The sequence below is a fragment of the Brotomerdimonas butyrica genome (assembly GCF_025567305.1).
Taxonomy (GTDB): domain Bacteria; phylum Bacillota; class Clostridia; order Peptostreptococcales; family Anaerovoracaceae; genus Lentihominibacter; species Lentihominibacter butyricus.
On sequence record NZ_JAOQJP010000003.1, the window covers coordinates 85,340 to 107,552 of the forward strand.

General features: G+C 40.7%; 15 protein-coding genes. 5 read left to right on the plus strand and 10 right to left on the minus strand.

Features of this window, described 5'->3' with window-relative positions; translation table 11 throughout:
- Positions 1 to 358 precede the first annotated feature (358 nt).
- Positions 359 to 703, minus strand: a complete 345-nt coding sequence (locus tag OCV59_RS03180) for a hypothetical protein (protein ID WP_147593066.1) — start codon at positions 701 to 703, stop codon at positions 359 to 361.
- 627 nt (positions 704 to 1,330) lie between these two features.
- Between OCV59_RS03180 and OCV59_RS03185 the strand changes: the two genes are divergently transcribed.
- Genes OCV59_RS03185 through OCV59_RS03200 form a run of 4 tightly spaced genes read left to right on the plus strand, consistent with a single transcriptional unit; the run spans position 1,331 to position 6,325 of the window.
- Complete coding sequence (locus OCV59_RS03185) at positions 1,331 to 1,555, plus strand: helix-turn-helix domain-containing protein (RefSeq protein WP_147593067.1); 225 nt, start codon at positions 1,331 to 1,333, stop codon at positions 1,553 to 1,555.
- Positions 1,548 to 3,170, plus strand: coding sequence for a site-specific DNA-methyltransferase (locus OCV59_RS03190; RefSeq protein WP_147593068.1), 1,623 nt, complete (start codon positions 1,548 to 1,550; stop codon positions 3,168 to 3,170). The genes OCV59_RS03185 and OCV59_RS03190 overlap by 8 nt, the downstream gene beginning before the upstream one ends.
- Positions 3,164 to 5,377: a DEAD/DEAH box helicase gene (locus OCV59_RS03195; protein WP_147593069.1), complete on the plus strand. Its 2,214-nt coding sequence runs from the start codon at positions 3,164 to 3,166 to the stop codon at positions 5,375 to 5,377. The genes OCV59_RS03190 and OCV59_RS03195 overlap by 7 nt, the downstream gene beginning before the upstream one ends.
- Before the next feature lie 18 nt (positions 5,378 to 5,395).
- On the plus strand, positions 5,396 to 6,325 hold the full coding sequence (locus tag OCV59_RS03200; RefSeq protein ID WP_147593070.1) for a Kiwa anti-phage protein KwaB-like domain-containing protein: 930 nt from the start codon (positions 5,396 to 5,398) through the stop codon (positions 6,323 to 6,325).
- 683 nt (positions 6,326 to 7,008) lie between these two features.
- Here the strand turns inward: OCV59_RS03200 and OCV59_RS03205 are convergent.
- The 9 genes from OCV59_RS03205 to OCV59_RS03245 all read right to left on the minus strand — a co-directional run bounded on the left by OCV59_RS03205 (position 7,009) and on the right by OCV59_RS03245 (position 20,191).
- Positions 7,009 to 7,989, minus strand: a complete 981-nt coding sequence (locus tag OCV59_RS03205) for an Abi family protein (protein WP_147593072.1) — start codon at positions 7,987 to 7,989, stop codon at positions 7,009 to 7,011.
- A gap of 751 nt (positions 7,990 to 8,740) precedes the next feature.
- A complete protein-coding gene (locus OCV59_RS03210; protein WP_262584083.1) occupies positions 8,741 to 9,430 on the minus strand; it encodes an Abi family protein in 690 nt (229 codons plus the stop codon).
- A gap of 484 nt (positions 9,431 to 9,914) precedes the next feature.
- Positions 9,915 to 13,016, minus strand: a complete 3,102-nt coding sequence (locus OCV59_RS03215; protein WP_147593073.1) for a type I restriction endonuclease subunit R — start codon at positions 13,014 to 13,016, stop codon at positions 9,915 to 9,917.
- Between the two features lie 18 nt (positions 13,017 to 13,034).
- A complete protein-coding gene (locus tag OCV59_RS03220) occupies positions 13,035 to 14,657 on the minus strand; it encodes a DUF4435 domain-containing protein (RefSeq protein WP_147593074.1) in 1,623 nt (540 codons plus the stop codon).
- Positions 14,658 to 14,659: 2 nt separating this feature from the next.
- Entirely contained in the window at positions 14,660 to 15,904 is a 1,245-nt protein-coding gene (locus tag OCV59_RS03225; protein ID WP_262584084.1) for a restriction endonuclease subunit S, read from the minus strand.
- Positions 15,905 to 15,924: 20 nt separating this feature from the next.
- The gene (locus OCV59_RS03230) at positions 15,925 to 16,428 is read right to left on the minus strand and encodes a hypothetical protein (RefSeq protein WP_147593076.1); all 504 of its coding nucleotides are present in this window, start codon (positions 16,426 to 16,428) and stop codon (positions 15,925 to 15,927) included.
- Complete coding sequence (locus OCV59_RS03235; protein ID WP_147593077.1) at positions 16,425 to 18,173, minus strand: type I restriction-modification system subunit M; 1,749 nt, start codon at positions 18,171 to 18,173, stop codon at positions 16,425 to 16,427. Before OCV59_RS03235 ends, OCV59_RS03230 begins: the two co-directional genes overlap by 4 nt.
- Positions 18,174 to 18,197: 24 nt before the next feature.
- Positions 18,198 to 19,280, minus strand: coding sequence for a winged helix-turn-helix transcriptional regulator (locus tag OCV59_RS03240; RefSeq protein WP_147593078.1), 1,083 nt, complete (start codon positions 19,278 to 19,280; stop codon positions 18,198 to 18,200).
- Between the two features lie 20 nt (positions 19,281 to 19,300).
- Positions 19,301 to 20,191 (minus strand): Fic family protein, encoded by an 891-nt coding sequence (locus tag OCV59_RS03245; RefSeq protein WP_147593079.1) that lies wholly within the window; start codon positions 20,189 to 20,191, stop codon positions 19,301 to 19,303.
- A 511-nt stretch (positions 20,192 to 20,702) separates the two neighbouring features.
- On the opposite strand from OCV59_RS03245, the gene OCV59_RS03250 reads away from it, so the two are divergent.
- Complete coding sequence (locus OCV59_RS03250; protein WP_147593080.1) at positions 20,703 to 22,199, plus strand: Na+/H+ antiporter NhaC family protein; 1,497 nt, start codon at positions 20,703 to 20,705, stop codon at positions 22,197 to 22,199.
- Positions 22,200 to 22,213: the final 14 nt, after the last annotated feature.

A 22,213-nucleotide genomic window follows, 5' to 3' on the forward strand; every position in this document is an offset into this window, starting at 1 on the left:
CCTATTCAAGGTGAATGCTTTATCAAAATTTCATTGTTTTGTTGTCTGTGACTCTTATCCAGATACGCCTGTGTGTCTGCTAAAATGTAATTGTCAGCAATTATATTTTCACGTGGGTATGGGGAACGTAATCCCCATCAAGTCTGCTACTCGTAAGTAATACAAAATTGTCAAAATGACAATACTGTATTACACGGGTGGATCTTGCTCTGGTTGTAATACATGAATTCATATAATATATAGGCCCAAATGGGCACTTTCACCATTTGAGCCTATATATTATATGTCTTTTGGATAATGGCTTAAAAAGTAGCTGTCTAGACCGTATGTTTTTACTGTAGAATTGATTTTATAGAAGCTACAGATGTGTTTCCAAAAGCCACTGAAGACCACTCATGTTTTCTGCAATATCATTTTTCAGGAACACATTACCTGTGATAGTGACAAAGCGATTTGTAGCACCGGACACATAAACTTCAACATTTTCTTTTTTGATGTAATAGGTATCCTTGTCGTAGCTGTAGCCCTTTTCTACAAACAGAATGATTCTCAGGACGGTTCCACTGGGACTTACTTCGATATAGGTATCCTGGAAGTGAGATACGATTTCCGCTGCCCAAGGCTGTAGAGTCCCCCCCATCCTTACAGTGGTCAAGGTCGATAGCGATAATTTCAGCGCCAACACGGATGCCGATGCCGTCATAGCTATCTGCCACCTTCATTGCAGAATCGAAATCTGCAAATGTGTCCGGCTGATTCACCGAAGCATGAGTGCCGGTTAGCGGATTATAGGGAACCTTCGTAAGTCTGGGTTTTCGTTCCTCATACTTCCAACCACACCAGCCTCTATACTTCTTGAGATAGGCCGGTATATTTTCCAGATTAACCATTTTATTTTCCTCCTTCGTTTGTCTTCATCAGTAAAAGGACAGCTGCCGCCGGTTTAAGTACCGGTTTTTCAAATTACCTGCCTTCACTACTCAATGGAGGCGAGATTGGCTTTTGGCCGAAACAATTTGAAATAATTTGCGCTTCTATTTCCCACTGGAGAGAAATCCTTGATTTGAGCGGATATTTTTGAAGAAATATTCCTTACACCTACCAATGGAGGTCAGTTTGAGATTTGAGCCACATTTCCTAAAAAATTTTCTTTTACTATCCACTGGAGACACGGAAGACGTTTTGACGAAGGAAAATAAAAAATCCTCCAAGTCGTAATGACCCGGAGGAAATGGATGTTGCTATATTGTAATTTTTACCTAGTAGATATTTTCACGTATTCGTGATAAAATAGAAGGCAGTTATTGACGATAGTTTATGGAGGACGAACATGGCTATTACATATAAGAAGCTATTTCACATGTTGATAGATAGAGAAATGACACCGGCGCAGCTTCAGAAGGAGGCTGGCTACAGTGCCAATATATCCACAAGGCTCCGCCGTGACCATTATGTATCACTGGAGTCCATGGAAAAGATATGTCGTGTGCTGAATTGCAAGGTAGACGATATTATTGAATTTGTACCGGATAAGGAGGATGAAAACGATGGCTAATTTATCGCAGGAGAAACGTCAGCGCATGTTGGCATTCCTCGAAACCATCCGTGAAGAACATAAAGACGATGATGAGGTGCTCATTGCCCTCGAAGAAATTGAGAGTGAACTAAACGCAAAGAAATACGGTCTCGTATGGGAACGCCACGAAGAAGCCGTTGATGTGCAGATGAGGGATAACATTCCCGTATTTACTGAATGTGTAGACAAAGAAATCACCACTACATCAGGCGGTGTCAATTTTCTTCTTGAAGGTGATAACCTTCATAGCCTTCGATTATTGGAAAAGACTCATGCAGGCAAGATTGACGTTATCTACATTGACCCACCTTATAACACGGGAAACAAAGATTTCGTATACGATGATGCATTTGTAGATTCCGTTGATTCCTATAAGCACTCAAAGTGGCTCTCCTTTATGCAGGAACGATTGACTATTGCGAAGAAGCTACTTTCAAAACATGGTAGTATTTTTATTTCTATTGATGATGCTGAGTATGCAAATTTAAAATTACTTTGTGATGAAATTTTCGGCAACGCTAATTATGTCGGTACGATTTGTTGGAAGAAGAAAACAAATGGAAATAATATGGGATGGCTTCCTCCGGTACATGATTACATTCTATGCTATGCATGCTCTATAGAAACCATTTTCGATATGGGCTTTGAAGTATCTGAAGCAGATATTCTTAAAAATTACAGCAATCCTGATAATGACCCTCGTGGGCCATGGACAACTACAGATTTATCTGCAAATCACAAAGGCCCACATTTTGCTATTACCAACCCAGCTACAGGAGATGTTTTCTATCCGCCAGATGGTAGATATTGGGTCTTTAATGAACAGGAAGTCTTAAAGAGAATTGCAGATGGACGAATTATTTTCGGAAAAAGTGGAACTGCAAGACCTGTCCAGCGTGTATTTGCTAAAGACCGTGTATTTTCAAAGAGGAAAGCAGAATCTTGGTGGGATAGTCATGGAATGAATTCAGATGCAACACAAGAACTAAAAGAGGTTTTCGGCGTTGCAAAAGTTTTCACGCATCCAAAGCCAACCCAGCTAATAATGAATATTATTAAAATTTCCTGTGATAAATCTGCAACCATTCTCGACTTCTTCGCAGGCTCTGGCACCACCGGTCATGCTGTTTTGAAGCTCAATGCTGAAGACGGCGGCAATCGCAGATTCATCCTCTGTACCAATAACGAGAACAATATCTGTGAAGAGGTCACCTATGAACGTATCAAACGTGTCATTGAGGGATATGGCGATACGGAAGGCATCCCTGCCAATCTAAAATACTATCGCACTGACTTCGTATCCAAGGACTCCGATGCTCTCACAGATGAGCTGCTCGACCACATCAAGGAGATGATTCAGTTGGAACACGGCATCAAATTGGACGGTAGTAAGTATATCATGGTGCTCACCGATGAAGAAGCCGATGCACTGGAACAGCACTGGGATGAATATACGAATGTGAAGGCTCTGTATGTGTCCAGAAATGTACTTTTCACCACAGAGCAGAATATGCTCTTTAGTGATGTGGACATCCATATTATCCCGGATGACTACTTCAAATTTGAATTACAGGAGGTGGGTGAATCATGGTAACTTCAGGATTATCCATTAAGCTGTTTGATTTTCAGGAAAAAGCCGTTATAAAGCTGATAGATCTCACTTCCAAGAGTGACAGCAAACAGACCATTATTATGAAAGCACCGACCGGTTCCGGTAAGACCATCATTCTCATCGATTATGTGGATACCTATCTTACCAATGTCAGTGCTAATACTGCTTTTATCTGGCTCTGCCCCGGCAAGGGAAATCTTGAGGAACAGAGCCGTGAGAAAATGATGAAGTTCGTTCCGGGCAGAGCAACACAGAATCTGTTTGACGCACTGCTGAATGGATTTGCCCCCGGTAGCACCACTTTCATTAACTGGGAGCTTGTAACCAAGCGTGGCAACACGGCCATTCGTGACAGCGAGCGCAAGAATCTCTTTGACCGCATTGCAGATGCACATCGCGCCGGTGTGGAATTTATCGTCATTATTGATGAGGAGCACTCCAACAACACTGCCAAGGCAAAGACCATCATCGATGCATTTGCGTCCAAGAATATTGTCCGTGTCAGTGCTACTGCTATCGAAAATAAGAGATACGAATTCTTTGAAATTGACGAAGTGGACGTTATCGGTGCAGGCCTTATCACCAAGGCTCTCTATGTCAATGAAGGCGTAGCTGATAACACAGAAATCACCGATGATTACGATTATCTGCTTGACCTTGCAGATGCAAAGAGAAAAGCTATAGCAGGCCGATATAAGGAAATCGGTAAAAATATCCGTCCTCTCGTGCTGATTCAGTTCCCGAACGGTCAGCCGGAAACCATCGCTGCTGTAGAACAGAAATTAGAGTCTATGGGCTACACCTACGATAACGGCATGGTCAGCAAGTGGATGAGTGAAGATAAAAAAGACTTACCGGACAATCTAACCGAGAACGATGCTATTCCTGTGTTCCTTCTTATGAAACAGGCCATCAGTACAGGCTGGGATTGTCCACGTGCCAAAATTCTCGTCAAGCTGCGTGAAGGCATGAGTGAAAGCTTTGAGATTCAGACCATCGGCCGAATCCGCCGTATGCCTGAAGCAAAGCACTACGAAGATGACCTATTAGACTTCTGCTATGTTTATACTTTTGATGAGAAATACAAAGCAGGACTTCTCTCCAACATGGATAAGGCCTATGAGACTCGCAGATTGTTCCTAAAGGAAAAATGCAAGACCTTCACCTTGGAAAAAGAAATTCGTGACTTGGATGTTGGCAGCTTAGGTGAGCGTAATGTCCTGAACAAAATCTACGATGCTTTGGTGAAGAAATATAATCTGACCACAAGCACCGCAGACAACAAGTTCCGCTTTATGGCAGCAGGCTATCAATTCGGTGATGAGATTATTGGTCACGCCCTCTACGGCGAATACGTTCGTACCGATATGGTCGCTGAGAGCACCACCTACTACACCACTCGCAAGCGTGTGAATACCCACAAGCATGGTATTGAGCTACTCCACTCCGTAGATGCCATTAAGAGCACCATCGGCATGCAGACTGCCAAGTTAAAAACCATACTGGAGCGTCTGTTCCGTAGAGGTGGTTCTTCCTATAAGAAGCTGTTGTTACTGGATACCGCAGAATTTTACGCGTTTATCATCAATAATGAACACCGGCTCAAGGAAGAATTCCGTGAAGTGGCTGCAGATATGAATACGCAGATGACACTTCCTCTTAATCCGAAGAAGTCAATCTTCCATATTCCGGAGCAGGACTTCTATAAGTACGACCCGGGTGTAAAGAATGAAGTGGAATACCTGACCAATGCATACCATGATTATACTTCCGGATATGCCACAAGCCTTGTTCGTAGTACATCAGAAATGCTCTTTGAGCAATTCTGCGAAAGCCGTGATGATATTGAATGGGTCTACAAGAACGGAGACACCGGTCAGCAATATTTCTCGATTGTGTATATGGACGGTATTCAGAATCAGTGGCTCTTCTATGCCGACTATATCGTTATGAAGAAGGATGGCACCGTCTGGGTTATCGAGACTAAGGGCGGCGAGTCTAAAGGCAAGGACAAGAATATCGATATTCAGATTGAAAACAAATTCAACGCATTCAAGAAATATGCTGCTGAGCATTCCATCCATTGGGGATTCGTTCGAGACAAAGACAATCAACTTTATATTAACAATACAGAATTTGCCCGTGATATGGCTGATGACCATTGGATACCACTATCACAGGAATTTTAGAAAGAAGGTAAGTACATAGTGTCTATAGAAAAAATCCGAGCAGTATTTGCAAATACTGCAACCTGCAGAAATTGGTCTTTGCAATTATTGCAGGTAAAAACTTCAAAAAGAGATGGAACAACATATACCGGGAGAGAGGTTACTCTCTCCCCTGTGGGCACATTGGATTCTTTTGTTTCTGAAATATCCTCAAGATATAATGATGCAGAAAAGGGTGTCTTACAAAAATATCAAGATATCCGTGATTACGATGGATCTACAATTGACAAAACTATATACAGACTTGAGAAAGATAATGACTTAATCGCTACGGAGTACACAATTCTTATTGAGGCTATAGCTTCCCCTGATGCTGAAATAAATCCTTTAGATTTTAAGGCTCAGGCGTATTTAATTTCTGGATCGATCCAAATTGAAAATGAACCACATGTGGTAAAACTGATTTCTATGCAGAATCCAATAACTACACTAAAACACAAGTTTCTACATGCTAGCGGTACTTTTAAGGAGATTACTGATAAAGTGATTTCGCTTAGAACTTCTATTGATGTAGTCATTCTCGATGATGTGATTTACATGCTCACTCTTGCAGGCGAAAATCTATTTAATATGGAACGAGCATATAAGGCCACCTGTGAAAGTAAAATTCTAGATATTCAAGCATATGATATTGTCAATGATTTTGATTCTTTTTGTGCTGTAGCTGGGAGAGGACATAACCCTCGAAAATTTGTTTCTTTCAATGATAGTCACCTTCAAAAACTACGCAATGCTAACAGTCGTAAAAAAATGAGCAAAAAATTTGGCATTCCGATGATTGGTGATCAATTTGATACCACACAACCAGAGGCATCCGATAAACTTGTTAAGCTTTTATGTGACCGTGGTATGATCGATCCGTTTGATGATAATCCTATGGAAGTTGCTGGTTCAAAAAAATGGGAGTAAGCAAGAAGGGAGAACTGAATGTCGAAAATATTTTCTTTCAGCCTATATTTCACATCATTTTTGCCACTTTGGATATCAATCCTTTTTATCGACATAAAGAGTTGCATCGAGAATACAGATAATTTATGGACCGAGATAATTAGCATAAGCTGCATTCTGGGTTTCATGCTCATCTGCATTTTTGTTCTTTTTGTAACATTATGCGTAAATACCACTGAGGGGACTCAAAAGCAGCACCTATTATCAGCCGTAGAAGAGAAATCTATTACTGCAGAATATTTGCTCTCGTATATTCTGCCGTTATTTGCATTTGACTTTACTCAGTGGAGCCAAGTAATCCTATTTCTTATTTTCTTTTTGTCATTAGGCTTCTTGGCAATAAAACATAATTACCTCAGTGTAAATGTTTTATTAGAATTAACAAACTTCAGATTTTACACCTGTACTGTTGAAAATGAAGATGGCATCGTCAACGAGAAAACTATTCTTAGTCATCAGCGATTAAATGGGTGTATAGGCGATTACCTTAATATCAAATCAATCAATAACGAATACAAGCTAGATATTAAACAATAAGGATTCAAAAAGGGAGCCGGTCACCCGACTCCCTCAAGTATGCATCCTCGAATGCATACCCCAATTAGTATCTATAATATACCACTTGCCACAAAAAAATGCAAGCATTACACATAATTTTTCAGTGCCTGTATTCTGGAACTCAAATCTGGATGAATCACCATTGTAACAACAGCTGTATTTACAGAAACCCTATATTCATCCGTGATTTTCTCAAACTCTCTGATGAATGCCTTGATTTCTGTTTTAGACACCTTTAATAATTTCAGATAGTAGCACATTAGGATGATATAATCTCCTATGGTTTTGAAGTTTACATATGGCAGACCGATTTCATTTTTAAGGCAGGTCTTCATTGCTCTCGTCGGTTCATTATTATTGAATCTTGTATCAAAAACCACAGAATTATGTGCGATAGCATTGCGTAAGTCTTTTAAAGTATAAATGTATTTGTAAATGAGCTGTCTGTCTGTATCCGCCGAAACATTTAACCCAAGACGCTTTGAAATATCATCTCGAACATCATATGTCAAACATGATAAGAGATATCCGAAATCTCCTAGTGTCATTATTTCAAACAGTGCCCAAATAGGTACTCCTGCTTGGCTGGCATTATTATAAAAATGTGTAATCTTTGGATTATTCTTCCGATATGCGTTTGCAAGGCTAGCCTGTATTGAATTTTGAAGATTCAGCTTATTCTGCTGCAGTTTCTTCTTTTGCTCCAGTGATGCAGATGCCGGAGCATTTCTATAACTGCTGACTACCTTATCATACATCACCTGAATGCTCTCAGAATTTGCGTTGATCAGAATTTCTTCAAGCGCAATATTTTTAACAGCAGTCTCAATAAACATCATTTTACTGTACAAAAGACTCTTCAGCTTAGAATCATATTGAATCGTTGCATATACCTCATCATAGTTTTGAAAAGGTAATTGATTACTTGCATTCTTAAAAAAACGATATCCCTTATATCCATGAAAATATCCAGTATTAATAAGTTCTCTTTTATGTCTACTTCCCGAGATGGCTATGCCATTATCTCGGAGATGACGCATCAGTGCATCGGTAGTTTTATAACTCATAACCGCCTCCAAAATTATTATATGGATATAATATCATATTTCAGGCGATTATTCAATGTACACAGCGATCGTGAGTTATACTCAAATCATCCCAGTAAAGCCTCTAAGTAGTCCATTACTACTAAGAAATATCCCGCAAATCTTTGCAAATCACAGCATTATAGATATGTGCCTTAGTAGTAGAAAACGTAGTAATTTCAAAGCCTTCCGGCGAATATCGCCCCAATATGCCCCAGTACACGAAGGTCTAAATTATAGTAAAACTGGAGTGCCGTGGCAGATGAATAATATTTTTATCATTGTTGCATAACCTCGCATGTAATCTAATACATCATAACTATACTATATTTTTCATCATGGCTATATTTTTAATTTTAATATACTCTCGCGTTTTTTGATGGATTTTATCCTTAAAACAGCAAAACGGAAGCTGCCGCTTCACGAAAATTCATTCGCTAAAGCGACAGCCTCCTATAAAGGTTCGTCATCAAAATAAAAATGGCGAAGTGCTTATCGTAACACTCCGCCGAAAGCCTAACCGGTTTGAGCATGATGCTTGGTTAGGTCTGCTTTATTATTTTATGCAATTCCACAGCATTTATACACTTAAATGTTCTTTCCAATCTGCTGGAAGATTCATCTCTACGAGACTGATCACACCATGATTATTTTGAATCATCCTATCGAATGAATTTACAAATACTGTCCACTCCTCATCAGATGAACGCAGATACTTCATCGCCAGTAAGATTTAATACAAGCCATTATGCGCTGGTGGCGGCGTAATTTTATCTACATCCAGAATTTCCGGTGTCGTATGAATTGTACGATTATAAATTCTGGAATTATGAGCACACATATTACGCAATACTGAAACACCCTGTATCCATGAAGCAAGCATTTTCTGTGACGGAGTTACCCAATTTCCTTTTTTCGATTTATATTGGTAATTGGCCGCTAATATAGAATATGAACTTCCAGTGCCTGTTTTCAAATTCTTAATTATTTTCGATAATGTACCGAATGAAAGAACTTCAACGGCCGCCCATACAGGTACTTCTCCATCATGATTGTCAAAATTATGTTTGATAAACACATCATTAGAGCGAGCAATTTCTGACGCTACACTAGCCATATTCTGCCAATAACGTTTTTCCTCTTTAAAAATCGATGAATCTTGCAAAACAAGTGGTTCTCCGTGTATAAGCAATGCTTCCACCAATCGCACTCTCAAAGCAACCTCAATCTTAGAAATCATTGAAAAAACCAACGCTGATAATTCCTGATCAAATTGATACAATTTTATAATATCTTCAAACTTTGTTCCCGGAACATACTTCTTTGCATCATTATCATATAATTGAAACGAGTAGCCTCTCAAACGATAAAATCCAATTGACTTTAATGCCTTCTCTACATCTTCTTGAGATGTAATCTTCATTCCTGCATCTACATAAGATTGCACCTGTTGTTCTATTGTTAATATTTGCTTTGGATATTGTTACATAAAACACCCCATAAATAAGAAAGTCCCACCGGGTTGCGCATGAAAAATCAGAGGCGTGGTGGGTTCTGTTAATGTAATTATACAGCTTTCTATGTCACTGTCAAGCTTATTTTTGTAAAAGATTTTATATATTTCCAATATGCCAAAGCCGCTCTCTGTTAGTTTAATCTAGTTCTTCATTTTCTCTATTATTCCGATCCGATCTTCCAAAGGTGTAAATAAGGTATAAATTCTACGTTTCCATACAAGAAATCCAACAAAATCAAGGCTTTCACAGCCTGCATTAAACATTGCCGTGGCAGATGAAAAGCACTTTTATCATAATCTCTATATTCCTCCATAAGCCTCAAAAACACTGATATTACAGGGGTTTTCGGGTTTTCGGTTTTTCTTCATTTTTTCATAAGTCTCTATAAATCTATGTAACTACACCACCAAGTGGTGTAGTCAGGATATAGACAATCTCACCCTTCACTCGTTCCTTCGGCTGCGGATCGTTTTGCCATCCAACAATGAATAACTCTTTTCGCTTCTCTGTAAGTGTGTTATAAAGTTCTTTTGCTGCCAACTTCACACGTTTTTCTTCATCGACAGTAAGCTGCTCTTTTCTAAGAAGGTCAAACAACTCCAATTCAGCCTCCGACAATTCTTCCTTAATATGACGTTCTTCTTCGGCACGAAGTTCTTCCATCAATTTCAGAAGTTTCTCATAAAAATCATCGTTTTGAGATCCACCAGCGTTGTACTCGTCAATGATGTTTCTAAAACGCTCCGCAAATTTTGTACGGGTTATGTTGCGTCGCAGCATTTTCTGAAGCTTTTCTTCGATGTATTTACGAAGATTTGCAATTTCAAGATTCTTATTCTTCAGCCTTTTGAATTGAGATCGGAGTTCATCAATATCCAGTTTGGATAAATCAAGTTCTTTGCCTGCTCCTGTGATGGTATATTTTCTTGCATCCGCTGCGGTAATAACACTCTGATCTAACAGTTCGTTGATTCTGGCTTGTGCTGCTTCAATCTTTTCCGGACGGATTTTGCCATCAATGATTCCCTTCAGATAGAGGATGGCATCTTTGTATGCAGGCTCAAAATCCATCTTAAAAATATCCGGTCGTAGGGATTCGTACAGACCATCAACGGTATTTGCCATTACAGCAAACTCATTCTTCACATCATCATTGCCAACGATGGTATTTGCATAATCCTCAAACAGAGACAAATTCTTGAATGTATCGCCGTCTTCAACAACCTTATTTAGATCTACGTCATGACTCATGCAGAAAGTTTTGGTCAGGTCGATTGCTTCGTGCAGCTGCCCCAAAAGCTTGTCCACGTCTTTTACTGGCATTAAGCCACCGTCATCAGACGCATATTCAGCCAGAGCACGTTTCAGATACTTGAACACATCCAAATAGTCGATGATTAAACCACATTCCTTGCCGTTATATACACGGTTGGCACGGGCAATGGTCTGCATCAGCGTATGACCTTTCATCGGCTTATCCAAATACAAGGTAGAGACAGACGGTGCATCAAATCCTGTTAGCCACATAGCGCAGACAAAAACCAATTGTAACGGATTGTTCGGGTCTTTGAAGTTATCCTCGATGTCAAAACCATTTTCATCAACCTTGTTCATACGGTCCCGATGCGGTTTTATGGATAATCCTTCTGCTGCAAATTTAGCTTCTTCGTCGGCATCTTCACTGATGACAACAGCCATTTCCACTTTGCGCATATAATCTACCAGACCTTTCAGATGAAGCTTTTCAGTAGCATCCTTGGTTTTGGTGATCTGTGCATTTAACTTTTTAATTTCTTCTTTCCAGTAGTAGCTTACTTTATCGTACATCCTCACGGCAGTAAACTTGTCTACGGAAATAACCATACCCTTTCCTCGGAAACCACGGCGAGGGAAATGGTAAACAATATGCTGAGCAATAGCATCCAGTCGGTCATCACGCTTAATGACTTCCAATTCCCTTGCATAGTGATTTTCCAATCGACGCTGCTCTGCATCCGTCAGATTTTCTTCTTCCAAAATTTCCGCAAAATCAGAATCAAGGAAATCGTTCTGCAACTCTACTTCAGGTACACGCTTCACATAGTAGAGCGGTACGGTAGCGTTATCTTTGATAGATTCTGCAAAATTATATTCGCTGACATAATCACCAAACCACGCATTGGTCAGTCGCTTTGCTCCAAGCAGAGGTGTCCCTGTAAATGCCAGGAACTGTGCGTTCGGCAAGCCGGTGCGCATATTCTCCGCCAAATCCTTATACTGCGTACGATGGGCTTCATCAACGATAACAATGATGTCATCACGCTCAAACAAGACAGGATATTTCTTTCCCTTGTCATATCTAAACTTATGAATCAGCGTAAACAGAATAGACTTATTGGTTTTCAATTCTTCACGCAACTGCTTACTATTCGCAGGCTGCACCTTATCCTTATCCGTAATGAACTCTGTACGCAGGAAGTTTTTATAGATCTGCGTATCCAAATCTTCACGGTCTGTAACGATAAGAAAGGTAAAATTGCCGGTGCATTTATGCTTGATCTTACGTGCAAGCATAACCATGGAATAGCTCTTACCGCTACCTTGGGTATGCCAGAACACACCCAGCTTACCCTTCAATTCCTCACGACGCAGGAAAGCATTGTAGGCATTGTTCACGCCAAAGAACTGATGATTCTTTGCAATGATCTTTGTTCTGCGGCGATCGTAAAGAATGAAGTTTTCTATGTAATCCAGCAGATTTTTCGGTTCACAAAGACCAGCAATAAAATACTCCAAACTGGTGCAGCTCTCTCGGATGGCTTTTCTGTCCGGGTTTTCCTTTTCGTTCTCCACCTTCAGCCATTCAAAGAAAAACTCATACCCTGCGGCAAAGCTTCCCAGACGAGTTTCCATACCGTTAGACAGAACACAAATCTGGTTGTAGTTGAATAGATACGGTATATCCTTCAAATAATTCTTCAGATTGATGTCATAGGCATTCTTTACTGGGATATTGCTGTTTTTCAGTTCAATGAAAACCAGCGGAAATCCATTGATGAAGATAATCAGATCTGGTCTGCGCCAATGCGTTTCTCCTTTGATCCACATTTGAGAAGCTACCGTAAATGTATTGCTCAAAGCATCGTTATAGGATAACAGACAGAGAATATTAGAGGTTTTCTTGCCCTCCTTGTTGTATTCCACAGTGATACCGTTACGGATCTTCTGATAGTTCTGGCAATTGGTCAACATTAAATCTCCGGAAACAGGAGTATGACACAACTCGTCCACCACCGTACGAACGATTTGTTCCGGAATATCCGGATTGATCCGGCACAGGCTCTCCAACATCACATCCGGCAGAACAACTTGCTTCTTATCTTTACGTCCAGTTCCGTCAGGAAGTGTATCCGGCTCTTCTGTCATACAATTCAGAACAGTATAATTATGCCGCTCCTGCAAAGCCTTAATAGCAGCTTGCTCAATCATATCTTCCGTTATGATTTTCGGCATAGAATCACCTCCAGTTTTTTAGGGGAGCTCAGGCGTATATTTACCCAAAGCTTCCAAAATGGCTTCTTTTTCACTACGCTTACTGCGTAGCAGATTTAATACCCTTTGTGGATAGTCACGACCTTTGATGCCAAATTTTTCTCCAACCTTCTTTGACATATCCTTAAAATTGAACACAGCAAGAATCTTTTCGGTTGTATCTGCCCCATCAAAAATCGCCTGTTTCTCAGTAAGGAATGTCGAAATATTCTGTTCCGAATATTTCAGGTCAATCTTATCCTTAATTTCTTTAGGAGTCAGTTTCTGTTTTCCCAATTCAAACAATGACAGCTGATGTTTCATTTCTTGTGCCAAAGCGAGTGCAACTTGATTATCTTTATTTTGGGAGAACAGATTGCCAATAAAATCTTTTGCTTGTTGTGCTGCTCCAGGATTACACGCCAATGCGGTCTCCATAATATCAAGCAGTTCTGGCACTACGAATAAATTCTCCACTTCGGCAACATCAAGACAATAAATCCCATCACCACGTAATGCTGATATTTCATCTTCTGTTCTGAAATCTCGGTCTACAATTCCATATACATTTATTGCATTTAATTTTTCATATGTGCGTTTTGCTTTTACCAATCGAATTACCTCTTGGCAACCACCGCACGGAATAACATGATATCCTTTGTCTTTGTAAATTTCTTGATAAAGATAATGATCGTAACTGTTCTTAGTTCCCTCCACAAAAAGCACTTTTTGGCGAGTACCTATTATTTCATACAACAAATCTTCTGGAATGTCCTCGTAGTCAGCGCTATCCAGGAACTCATATTCCCAATCAGTCCCACTGTAACTCTTAACCCAAAGTATTTTAGCCTCGTTTCTGGACAAGGCAAAATTTAGGTCATGAGTGATGTACATAAATACACAGTCATTTCGCTCGGATTCCAACCGTGTCCATAATTTATCAACGATAGATTTATGGATATGAAGTTCAGGTTCATCAACAATAAGCAATGTGTTTGGGCGCTGTACCAAGACCTGACAAATCATGTACAGCATGACACGTTCTCCATCGCTCATTTCTTTACCGTGGTATCTTTGGCTCTCATAGTTTACATGAACACCATTTCCGGTCAAATCAATTTTTCTATGCGGAAGTAACTCATTCCAAATCTCCGTTGCTTTTTCAACTACCGTTGTAATTGGCTCAGGACGTGTTGAGTTTTCTTTTATTGCCTCTTTATCTCGTTGATGTGCTAACTGTAATTCTTTATTTTCCTCAGAAAACAGAAGCGATAATGCTTTGTTGAAATCATCTAACAGAAATGTAGCGGGATTTGAACCAAAACGATTTCCAGATTTAGTAGCATATTGATTGGCATCCCCTATAAAGAAACTGCGCACGGAACTTTCATGATCTAAAATTGAAATACTTTCTTGGATAGATAATGATTTTTGGGCAGAAATTCTATGTATCAGCACAGACTCTTGGGCATTCCAATTATTAAAAGTCGGATCGTTCAATTCTTCAATTTTGATGCTAAATCTTGTTTTACCAGCACCATTTGCGCCCAATAAAACAACAGGCTTTCCAAACTCGAGTTCTTGCTCCTCATTATGAGGAAATTTTATTCTTAAAGTTTTCATACTTACACCTCCAATTTGCCGTTCATCAAACGAGGTAACAACATATCACGCTGCTTGGCGAGAGTTTGATTTTTCATAATGAGCAGAGAAATCTGATTGTAAATATCAGCACTCATTTCTGTAAAACGCTCCATCGTCTTTGCATCGGGTTTGATAATCTTCATACGTTTCATATCCTTTATTGGTAGTTGTGGCTGAGCAGAACCAGACGCATACATAGTCATAAGTTTCTGTAGATACTCGTGATGAAGTGAAGTGTAGATGTACTCCGGAGAAACTACGCCCAGATTGCGCAGAATAACCATACCAGAATTGATGCGCATTTCAGAAAACGTCATAGTTTCGTTGTAAAAAGCAACATTACCAACTGTACCTCTGGTTGTAAGTACAACGTCCCCATGCTGCAATTTGCCCTTACGAAGAATAGAATCTTTTTCTTTGGTAATGTAGGAGCAAGCCGAAAAATTAAAGCCCTTTGACGTAACATTGCCTGCATTTAGGAACAAGCAATCTCCCTCAGGATAAAACTCTTCCTGTTTTGGGTAGTTCACACCTCGATCACCGTCGATAATATCGATTGCTTTTCCAAAACGTACATAGCTCCATCCCTCTGGTATTCCATCTTCAAACTGGACATTTTCATACCCGGGGAAGCGGAAACGGACAAACCATTCCTTGTACAGTTCCTGCGCTGTCTGCTCCAACAGCTCAATTCTACGGTTGTTTGCGTCAATTAGATCGTCATAAGCAGATAAAACATCTGCAATCTGGTTTTGAATTTCAATATGAGGACAAGGAACTTTAATCTTTTCCAAATCGCTACCACGAATACCCGCTTGTGCGCATTGCTGCACGATTGTTTTTACAGAATTATACGGCAATGAGAAATAATAATAAAAAAACACTGGATTGGCTATTTCGGGGTTTAATCTAACTCTTATAATGTGGGATTCAAAAGAAACAACATCCTCTAAATCTAACATAATTGAACATTTTCCAGCACCAGTAAAAACAAGAGATTGTCTTGCAAATAGAAGATCATTCTTCTGCAAAGTCATTTCTTCCTTTTCCTTTTCGTTCAGTTGAACCAATTCTGTTTCAATATTCCCAATGCGATTATAAGCAAAAATCTCGCCCATATTGATAAACTTATAACCTGCACCACGCACTGAACTCGGACGGGTCAGTCCATTTCGAGACGGGATGAGATATAAATCTCCAAATTTTTGTTCTTCCCATTTACTCATTTTTCTCCGCCTCCTTTCCATTATTTAACCAATCTGAGCAGGAACGAAAATCTCCAAAGCAACCGACTTTCTTCGGCGCAATGCTCTGCCCAGATAATCATATATTCAATGTTTTTTATTGCGTTCTCGTCTATACACTGTTTAAGAACACCATAGTTTTTGCGCACAAGCATATCATTGAAAACGCCACTATCTAACTGCTTATCAATCTGGTCTTTGGCAATATCTTTCCAAGCTTCATCGTTATATTCGCAGGCTTTCAACGCAATAGATGCAGTATTCTTCAGTGCAAGAAATTCGTCTGCTTTTATATCATTCAGGTTCGACAGAATGATATAGGTAAGAATCTGATAAAAACCGTAGAACAAGCCAACTCGTTCTAAAATATCCAGTCCCGATTCAAATTCCCATAACAGACTGCTTCCCAAAGTCAAACCACCAACTATAACAGCAATCTCAAGGAACATCATAAATATCTGCCAAATTGTTTTAGATCGAATGTGTTTCTTTTTTATTTGGCTCATTGAAACAACTCCTGTAAATTGGCGGCAATTTTACTCTCCAATCCATGCGCTTCTTCGTTCAACTTGGAAAGAGCCGTGTAATATGTCATCATCCGCTCCTTGAACTCGTCCTGTGTTAAGCCGTCATCCTCGATCACAACACCAACATAACGACCGGGATTCAGAGAAAAGTCCTGATCGCCGATGCTGTCATCTTCGTAGCCAACAAACTTTCCGTTTTCATCATAAACTTTGCCAATGGTTGCTGCCTTGCATAGGCCGACAACATCTCTGTATTTTCCTTCCGGGAAGCGTTCTGTCAGCCAATCAATATTAGCCTGCCAGTAACTTTTAGGCATAATATCTTCATCGTCAGATAGTTCCGGCGCAGCTGCTAATTTTGCACGATAATCAGCTAACAGAGCTTCAAAGTCCTCAGTCTTGCCCTCATACAGTTTGGTAATGATGCCGAGATTTCGAATCTGTTCGTCAGAGAACTTACGGTGCGCACGATCAATTTGAGTAAAAATATTTCTGGCATCAATAAACAGAATTTCGTCCTTCTTTACTTTCGCCTTATCAAAGAACCACAGGGTAGCAGGCAGCGTAACAGAGGTAAACATATTGGACGGCAGCGTTACCATCTGGCTGATAATGCCGCTTTCTATCAGCTTTACACGAATATCCTTTTCGCTGTTACCTGCATCAGATGCAGAGTTTGCCATAACCAGAGCAGCACGACCGGTATCATTCAGCGCCGTTGCAAATTGATTGATCCAAAGGTAGTTGCCGTTAGGAACGGTTTCCTTGGCATCTTTCTTTTTATTCTTGGTTTTGTTTTGAGGAACACCGTAGGTATTAAAACGAGGCTGATCCTTAACTTGATCCAGTTCTACGCCGTCTACATTGAAAGGCGGGTTTGCCATAACATAATCAAAATTACCGAAGCTACCATAAGGATCACGGTAATAGGAGTTTGCGTGGGCAATGGTGCCACGGACATTGTTAAGGACAAGGTTCATCTTTGCTAGGCGAACGGTTGCGCCCGTCTTTTCCACGCCATAAGCACGCAGATTCATCTGTTTGCCCTGAGCCTTGTGCTTTTCAATATAATGGGCAGTCTGAACGAACATACCGCCACTACCACAGGCTGGGTCGAGAATCCTACCCTCAGTAGGCGCAAGGACTTCAACCATATAACGGACAACAGACGCAGGGGTGAAGAATTCACCGCCGCCCTGACCTTCGGCCAGCGCAAATTCGCCCAGGAAGTATTCGTATATCTCGCCGAAGATGTCCAGTTCCACATCAGCAGGAATGTCCTTGAAGTTCTTCAAGAGCTTTGCCAATACGAGCGGATCATCTTCGCTGTTAACGCTGTAATAAATATCTTTTGGCAGAGTATCTTCCAATTCGGCGGTGTATTTCTCAACCGCTTCCATAGCTTCCTTAACCTTCTTGGCAAGATCTTCGCTTTCTGGCAAATTCAACAGCCAATCATATCTGGCTTCTTCCGGCAAATAGAAACCGCATTTTTCAATAGCAATTTCGTGGATAGGGCGTTCCATACGAGTACCCTTGATAGAATCAAACTCTGCCTTGATCTCGGGTTCGAACTTGCTATATTTTACATCTGCAAATCGCAGGAAAATCAGACCGAGAATAGGTTCGGCGTATTCGGTGGACTTCAAACCAGAATTAGCACGTAGCTGATCGGCGGTCGTCCATAATGTATCTTTCAAATTTTTCAACTGTTTGTTAGTCATATATTTTCTCCATATCGGCTATTTTTAAATCAGCACTTCCCATTTTCCATATCTTTTTCCGTCCACTCTACGGATATAATCCTTTTTCTGCAAGGACTCCATAATTCGTTTTACCGTGCTAAGAGATTTCCCTGTCTCTGCCACAAGCTCTTTTTGCTTAATGGAAGGATTTTTGTAGAGCAGTTTCAAGATCGCCAATTCTTCTAAAGTACATTCCAAAGTGTCAAATTGAGACTTTGGAACTTTAGGACTGATACTTTGGGAATTATCATCCACATAGTCCACGTGCATATATCTGTTTTTTAGCTCATATTCCGTCCCCAGAATCAAATTGCTGAAGAACAATTCCAAGAACTTTGTTGTGGCATGAACGCCGTTTTGCAGATCGTTATAATTTGCTCTTACCAAAGCATTGCGGAAATACCAAGAATTCTTTTCAAAGGCATCGTTATTTACTTTAAAACCGAATGTTTTCATGTACTTAATCATAAAAACAGCCGTAGCTCTGGTGTTGCCCTCGCAGAATGGATGGATCTGCCAAATATCTGAAGCAAACTTGGCAAGATGCTTCACACAGCGTTCTACAGACAATCCTTCATAAGAAAACTGTTTCTCCGTTGCGAAATCATAATCAAGGGTGTCTTTGATGCTGTTCCACGCTGCGTAGGTGACGGTATCGCCTTTTAATACCCATTCCTTTTTTGTAATATTATACTGGCGAATCTGACCGGCATTGGTAAACACACCCTCAAACAGTCTGCGGTGAATCGTCAGCCATTCAGCCGGTGAAAACTGAAACGCTTTCTCGCCTAATAGTTTCGCAATTCTTGCAGATACAATATCTGCCTCCCTGGTATCGTTCTCAACTTCCGTACGATCAGTACGTTGCTCGTAATAGCTCTGAATGCGTTTCTGCGCTTCATCAATACTGATTTTCCCTTCGATATGTTCCTTGGCAGTATCTAACAGATAAGCAGAGGTCTTCAAACCGTCTACCGCCTGCAAGCCGATTGCAGTCTGCCACGCTTCACTCTTTTCGATTTGACCAGGTTCGCCCTGTTTGATATATTCTTCAAGCTCAAATTGCCAGTTCTTTTCTGCTGACATAGCTGCACCTCACTTCTTGCTTAATACCCAATCCTAAAATAATCCAAATACGCTTTATACTTGTCCTGTGCGGTCAGGCAGGTATCGGTCAGATATCCTTTTTCATTGTCCCATTCCTTCAATCCACGGTAATAGAACATCTTCAGATTATCCTCAATGATGAACGGAACGATATTGTATTTCAGGCATTCCTTGAACATAATGAGTCTGCCTACACGACCGTTGCCGTCCTGGAACGGATGAATCCGCTCAAACTTCACATGGAAGTCCAGAATATCCTCAAATGTCTTTTCTTCCTTGGCGTTATATTCCGTCAGCAGGGCCTTCATTTTATCGGCAGCTTCTTCCAGAAGGGCGGTATCCATGCCGCCGACTTCATTCGGAAGTTTCTTATAATCGCCAACAGCAAACCAGTCTTTTCTGGAATCGCTGGTGCCGTTCTTCAAAACTAAGTGCAGCTCTTTGATGAACTTTTCCGTCAGAGCTGCTTTTGCGTGATCAATAATCATATCAATGCAGCGGAAGTGATTTGCTGTTTCAATCACGTCATCTACATTCAGCACTTCTTTTTCTATACCGATGGTGTTGGTTTCAAAGATATATCTGGTTTGATCGTGCGTCAGGCGGCTTCCTTCTATATGGTTGGAATTGTATGTCAAATCAATCTGTGTTTTGTGGTAAATCCCACCGGAGTATTTACTTGCCTTCTGCTCTTTCAGAATATCCAACAGAGTAATCGGTTCTTCTTTTCTTTTGTTGGTACGCTCCGGTTTTTTTGCGTTTTCCGGAATGTTCCATGTCTTTCCGGTAAGAAACGCACCATTTACACGCCCCTGGGCACAGTAATTTCTAACACTGCGCTCTGACACATCCCACTTTTTCGCTATTTCAGTAACTGAAAGATATCGCATCTATTATTCTCCGCCATAAATTGCATCAAAAAACTACGTTAATCTATTATATAGTATACCACATCATCGGCAAAAATATCATCATCATTTCCAACGCAACTATTATGTTTTTGCCGTCACAGAAAACTCTGTTTCTGCATACCGAAAGTCAGCAAAAATCATGATAATGCATTCAGACTGATGAAAACAGCCGCAACAGGCGGTTCGCTAGAGTCTGAAACGATTCAATCCTTTCTTATGCGACTCACCTGAACCGTATAAGAGTCCGTTCGCCGACATTTTACAGAAATAGCTGAGTAAGAATCAATGCCTTTTAAAATTCTTTCAGAGGCTCTGAAGGCACAGATTTTCACGTTTTCATATGACCCATCCCGAAAAAGACGAACATTGTCTGTTCTTTTTGCATGATATGGCATATAAATTGCTTTAAATACATGTGGGATGGAGCAGAGAGCAGCTCTGCAATCTTTAAGAAATCAGAGTGTTATTGAAAAAGTAAAAGGAGGAATTTATGAAATCATTCTTTACCGTCCTATTGAAATTTTCCCCGGTATTTCTTCTTGCCGGGCTGATGATTTCAAAGGTCGATGCATTGATCGCCGCACCTCTTGCAGCGATATATGCAGTTATAATTGCGAGGATCGTGTGCAAAATCAAGCTGCAGGATTCACTCGACAGCGCTATGAAAAGCGTGAGCAATATCCTCATAGCACTGTTCATACTTATGTTCGCATACGCTATGGCAAGTGCATTCATGAGCACAGGCGTAGGTGCAGCAGTTGTAAACCTGTCGCTTCTGCTTGGTGTCACAGGTAAAACTGTCGCTGTAGTAGGAATCATGTGTACTGCTATACTTTCGGTGGCAACAGGAACTTCATGGGGAACTTTTGCTGCATGTGCACCTATATTCATGTGGCTCAGCCATATCGTAGGCGGCGATCCGCTCCTTACTGTATGTGCTATAGCAGGCGGCGCATGCTTTGGAGACAACATAGGTCTTATCTCGGATGCGATGATAGTATCGTCCGGTATTCATAATGTAACTGTAGTACACAGAGTAAGGCATCAGGGGGTATGGTCTCTGATGTGCCTCTTCCTTGCAGCTGTATGTTTTACTGTGATGGGATTCGTACTGGATCTTCCGGGCACAGCTGCCGATGCTGCACAGGTAGTGCAGAATATCCCTGATAATGTCTGGACAGTACTCGAGGCAGAACGACCTGCCGCGATAGATCTGCTTCACCAGATCGAAGCAGGTGTTCCATACTATATGGTAATTCCTTTGCTGCTGGTAATAATCACTGCTGTTAAAGGATTCAATACGTTCATATGCATAGGTTCAGGTCTGGTATCATCATATATACTCGGTCTCTTCGCCGGAACGACAGGCTCCCTGATGGGATTCTTCGAAGCATGTATGGACGCTTTCTCGGATGCAGGTTCATGGGTAATCGTAATGATGATGTGGATAGCAGGCTTTGGTGGAATAATGCGTGAAATGGATGCTTTCGCACCGCTGGCAGCTTTTATCGTCAAATTTTCGAGAAAAGTCCGCCATATGCTTACATGGAACGCTCTGCTCTCTTTCCTCGGAAATGCTGTACTTGCAGATGAAATGGCTCAGATCGTTACTGTTGGGCCTATCATCAGAGATATCACAGCAGACAACGTTGAGGGCAGCGAGGAAGCAATGTACAAGCTGAGACTCAGAAATGCAACTTTCAGTGACGCATTCGGAGTTTTCGGATCACAGCTGGTGCCTTGGCATGTATACCTGGCATTCTATGTCGGTATCATTGCAGGCGTATATCCGCTGATGGAGATCGTAGCTTTAGACTTCCTCAAATACAACTTCATGGCGTACATCGCCGTTATATCATTGCCGATACTGACATTCACAGGACTTGACAGATTCATCCCGCTGTTCAGGATGCCGCAGGAACCAGAAGTGAGACTGGTCAAAAAAGACAAGAAAAAGACAGGCGAAAATGTAGAAGAACCGGCATAAGAAAAGCAACATTT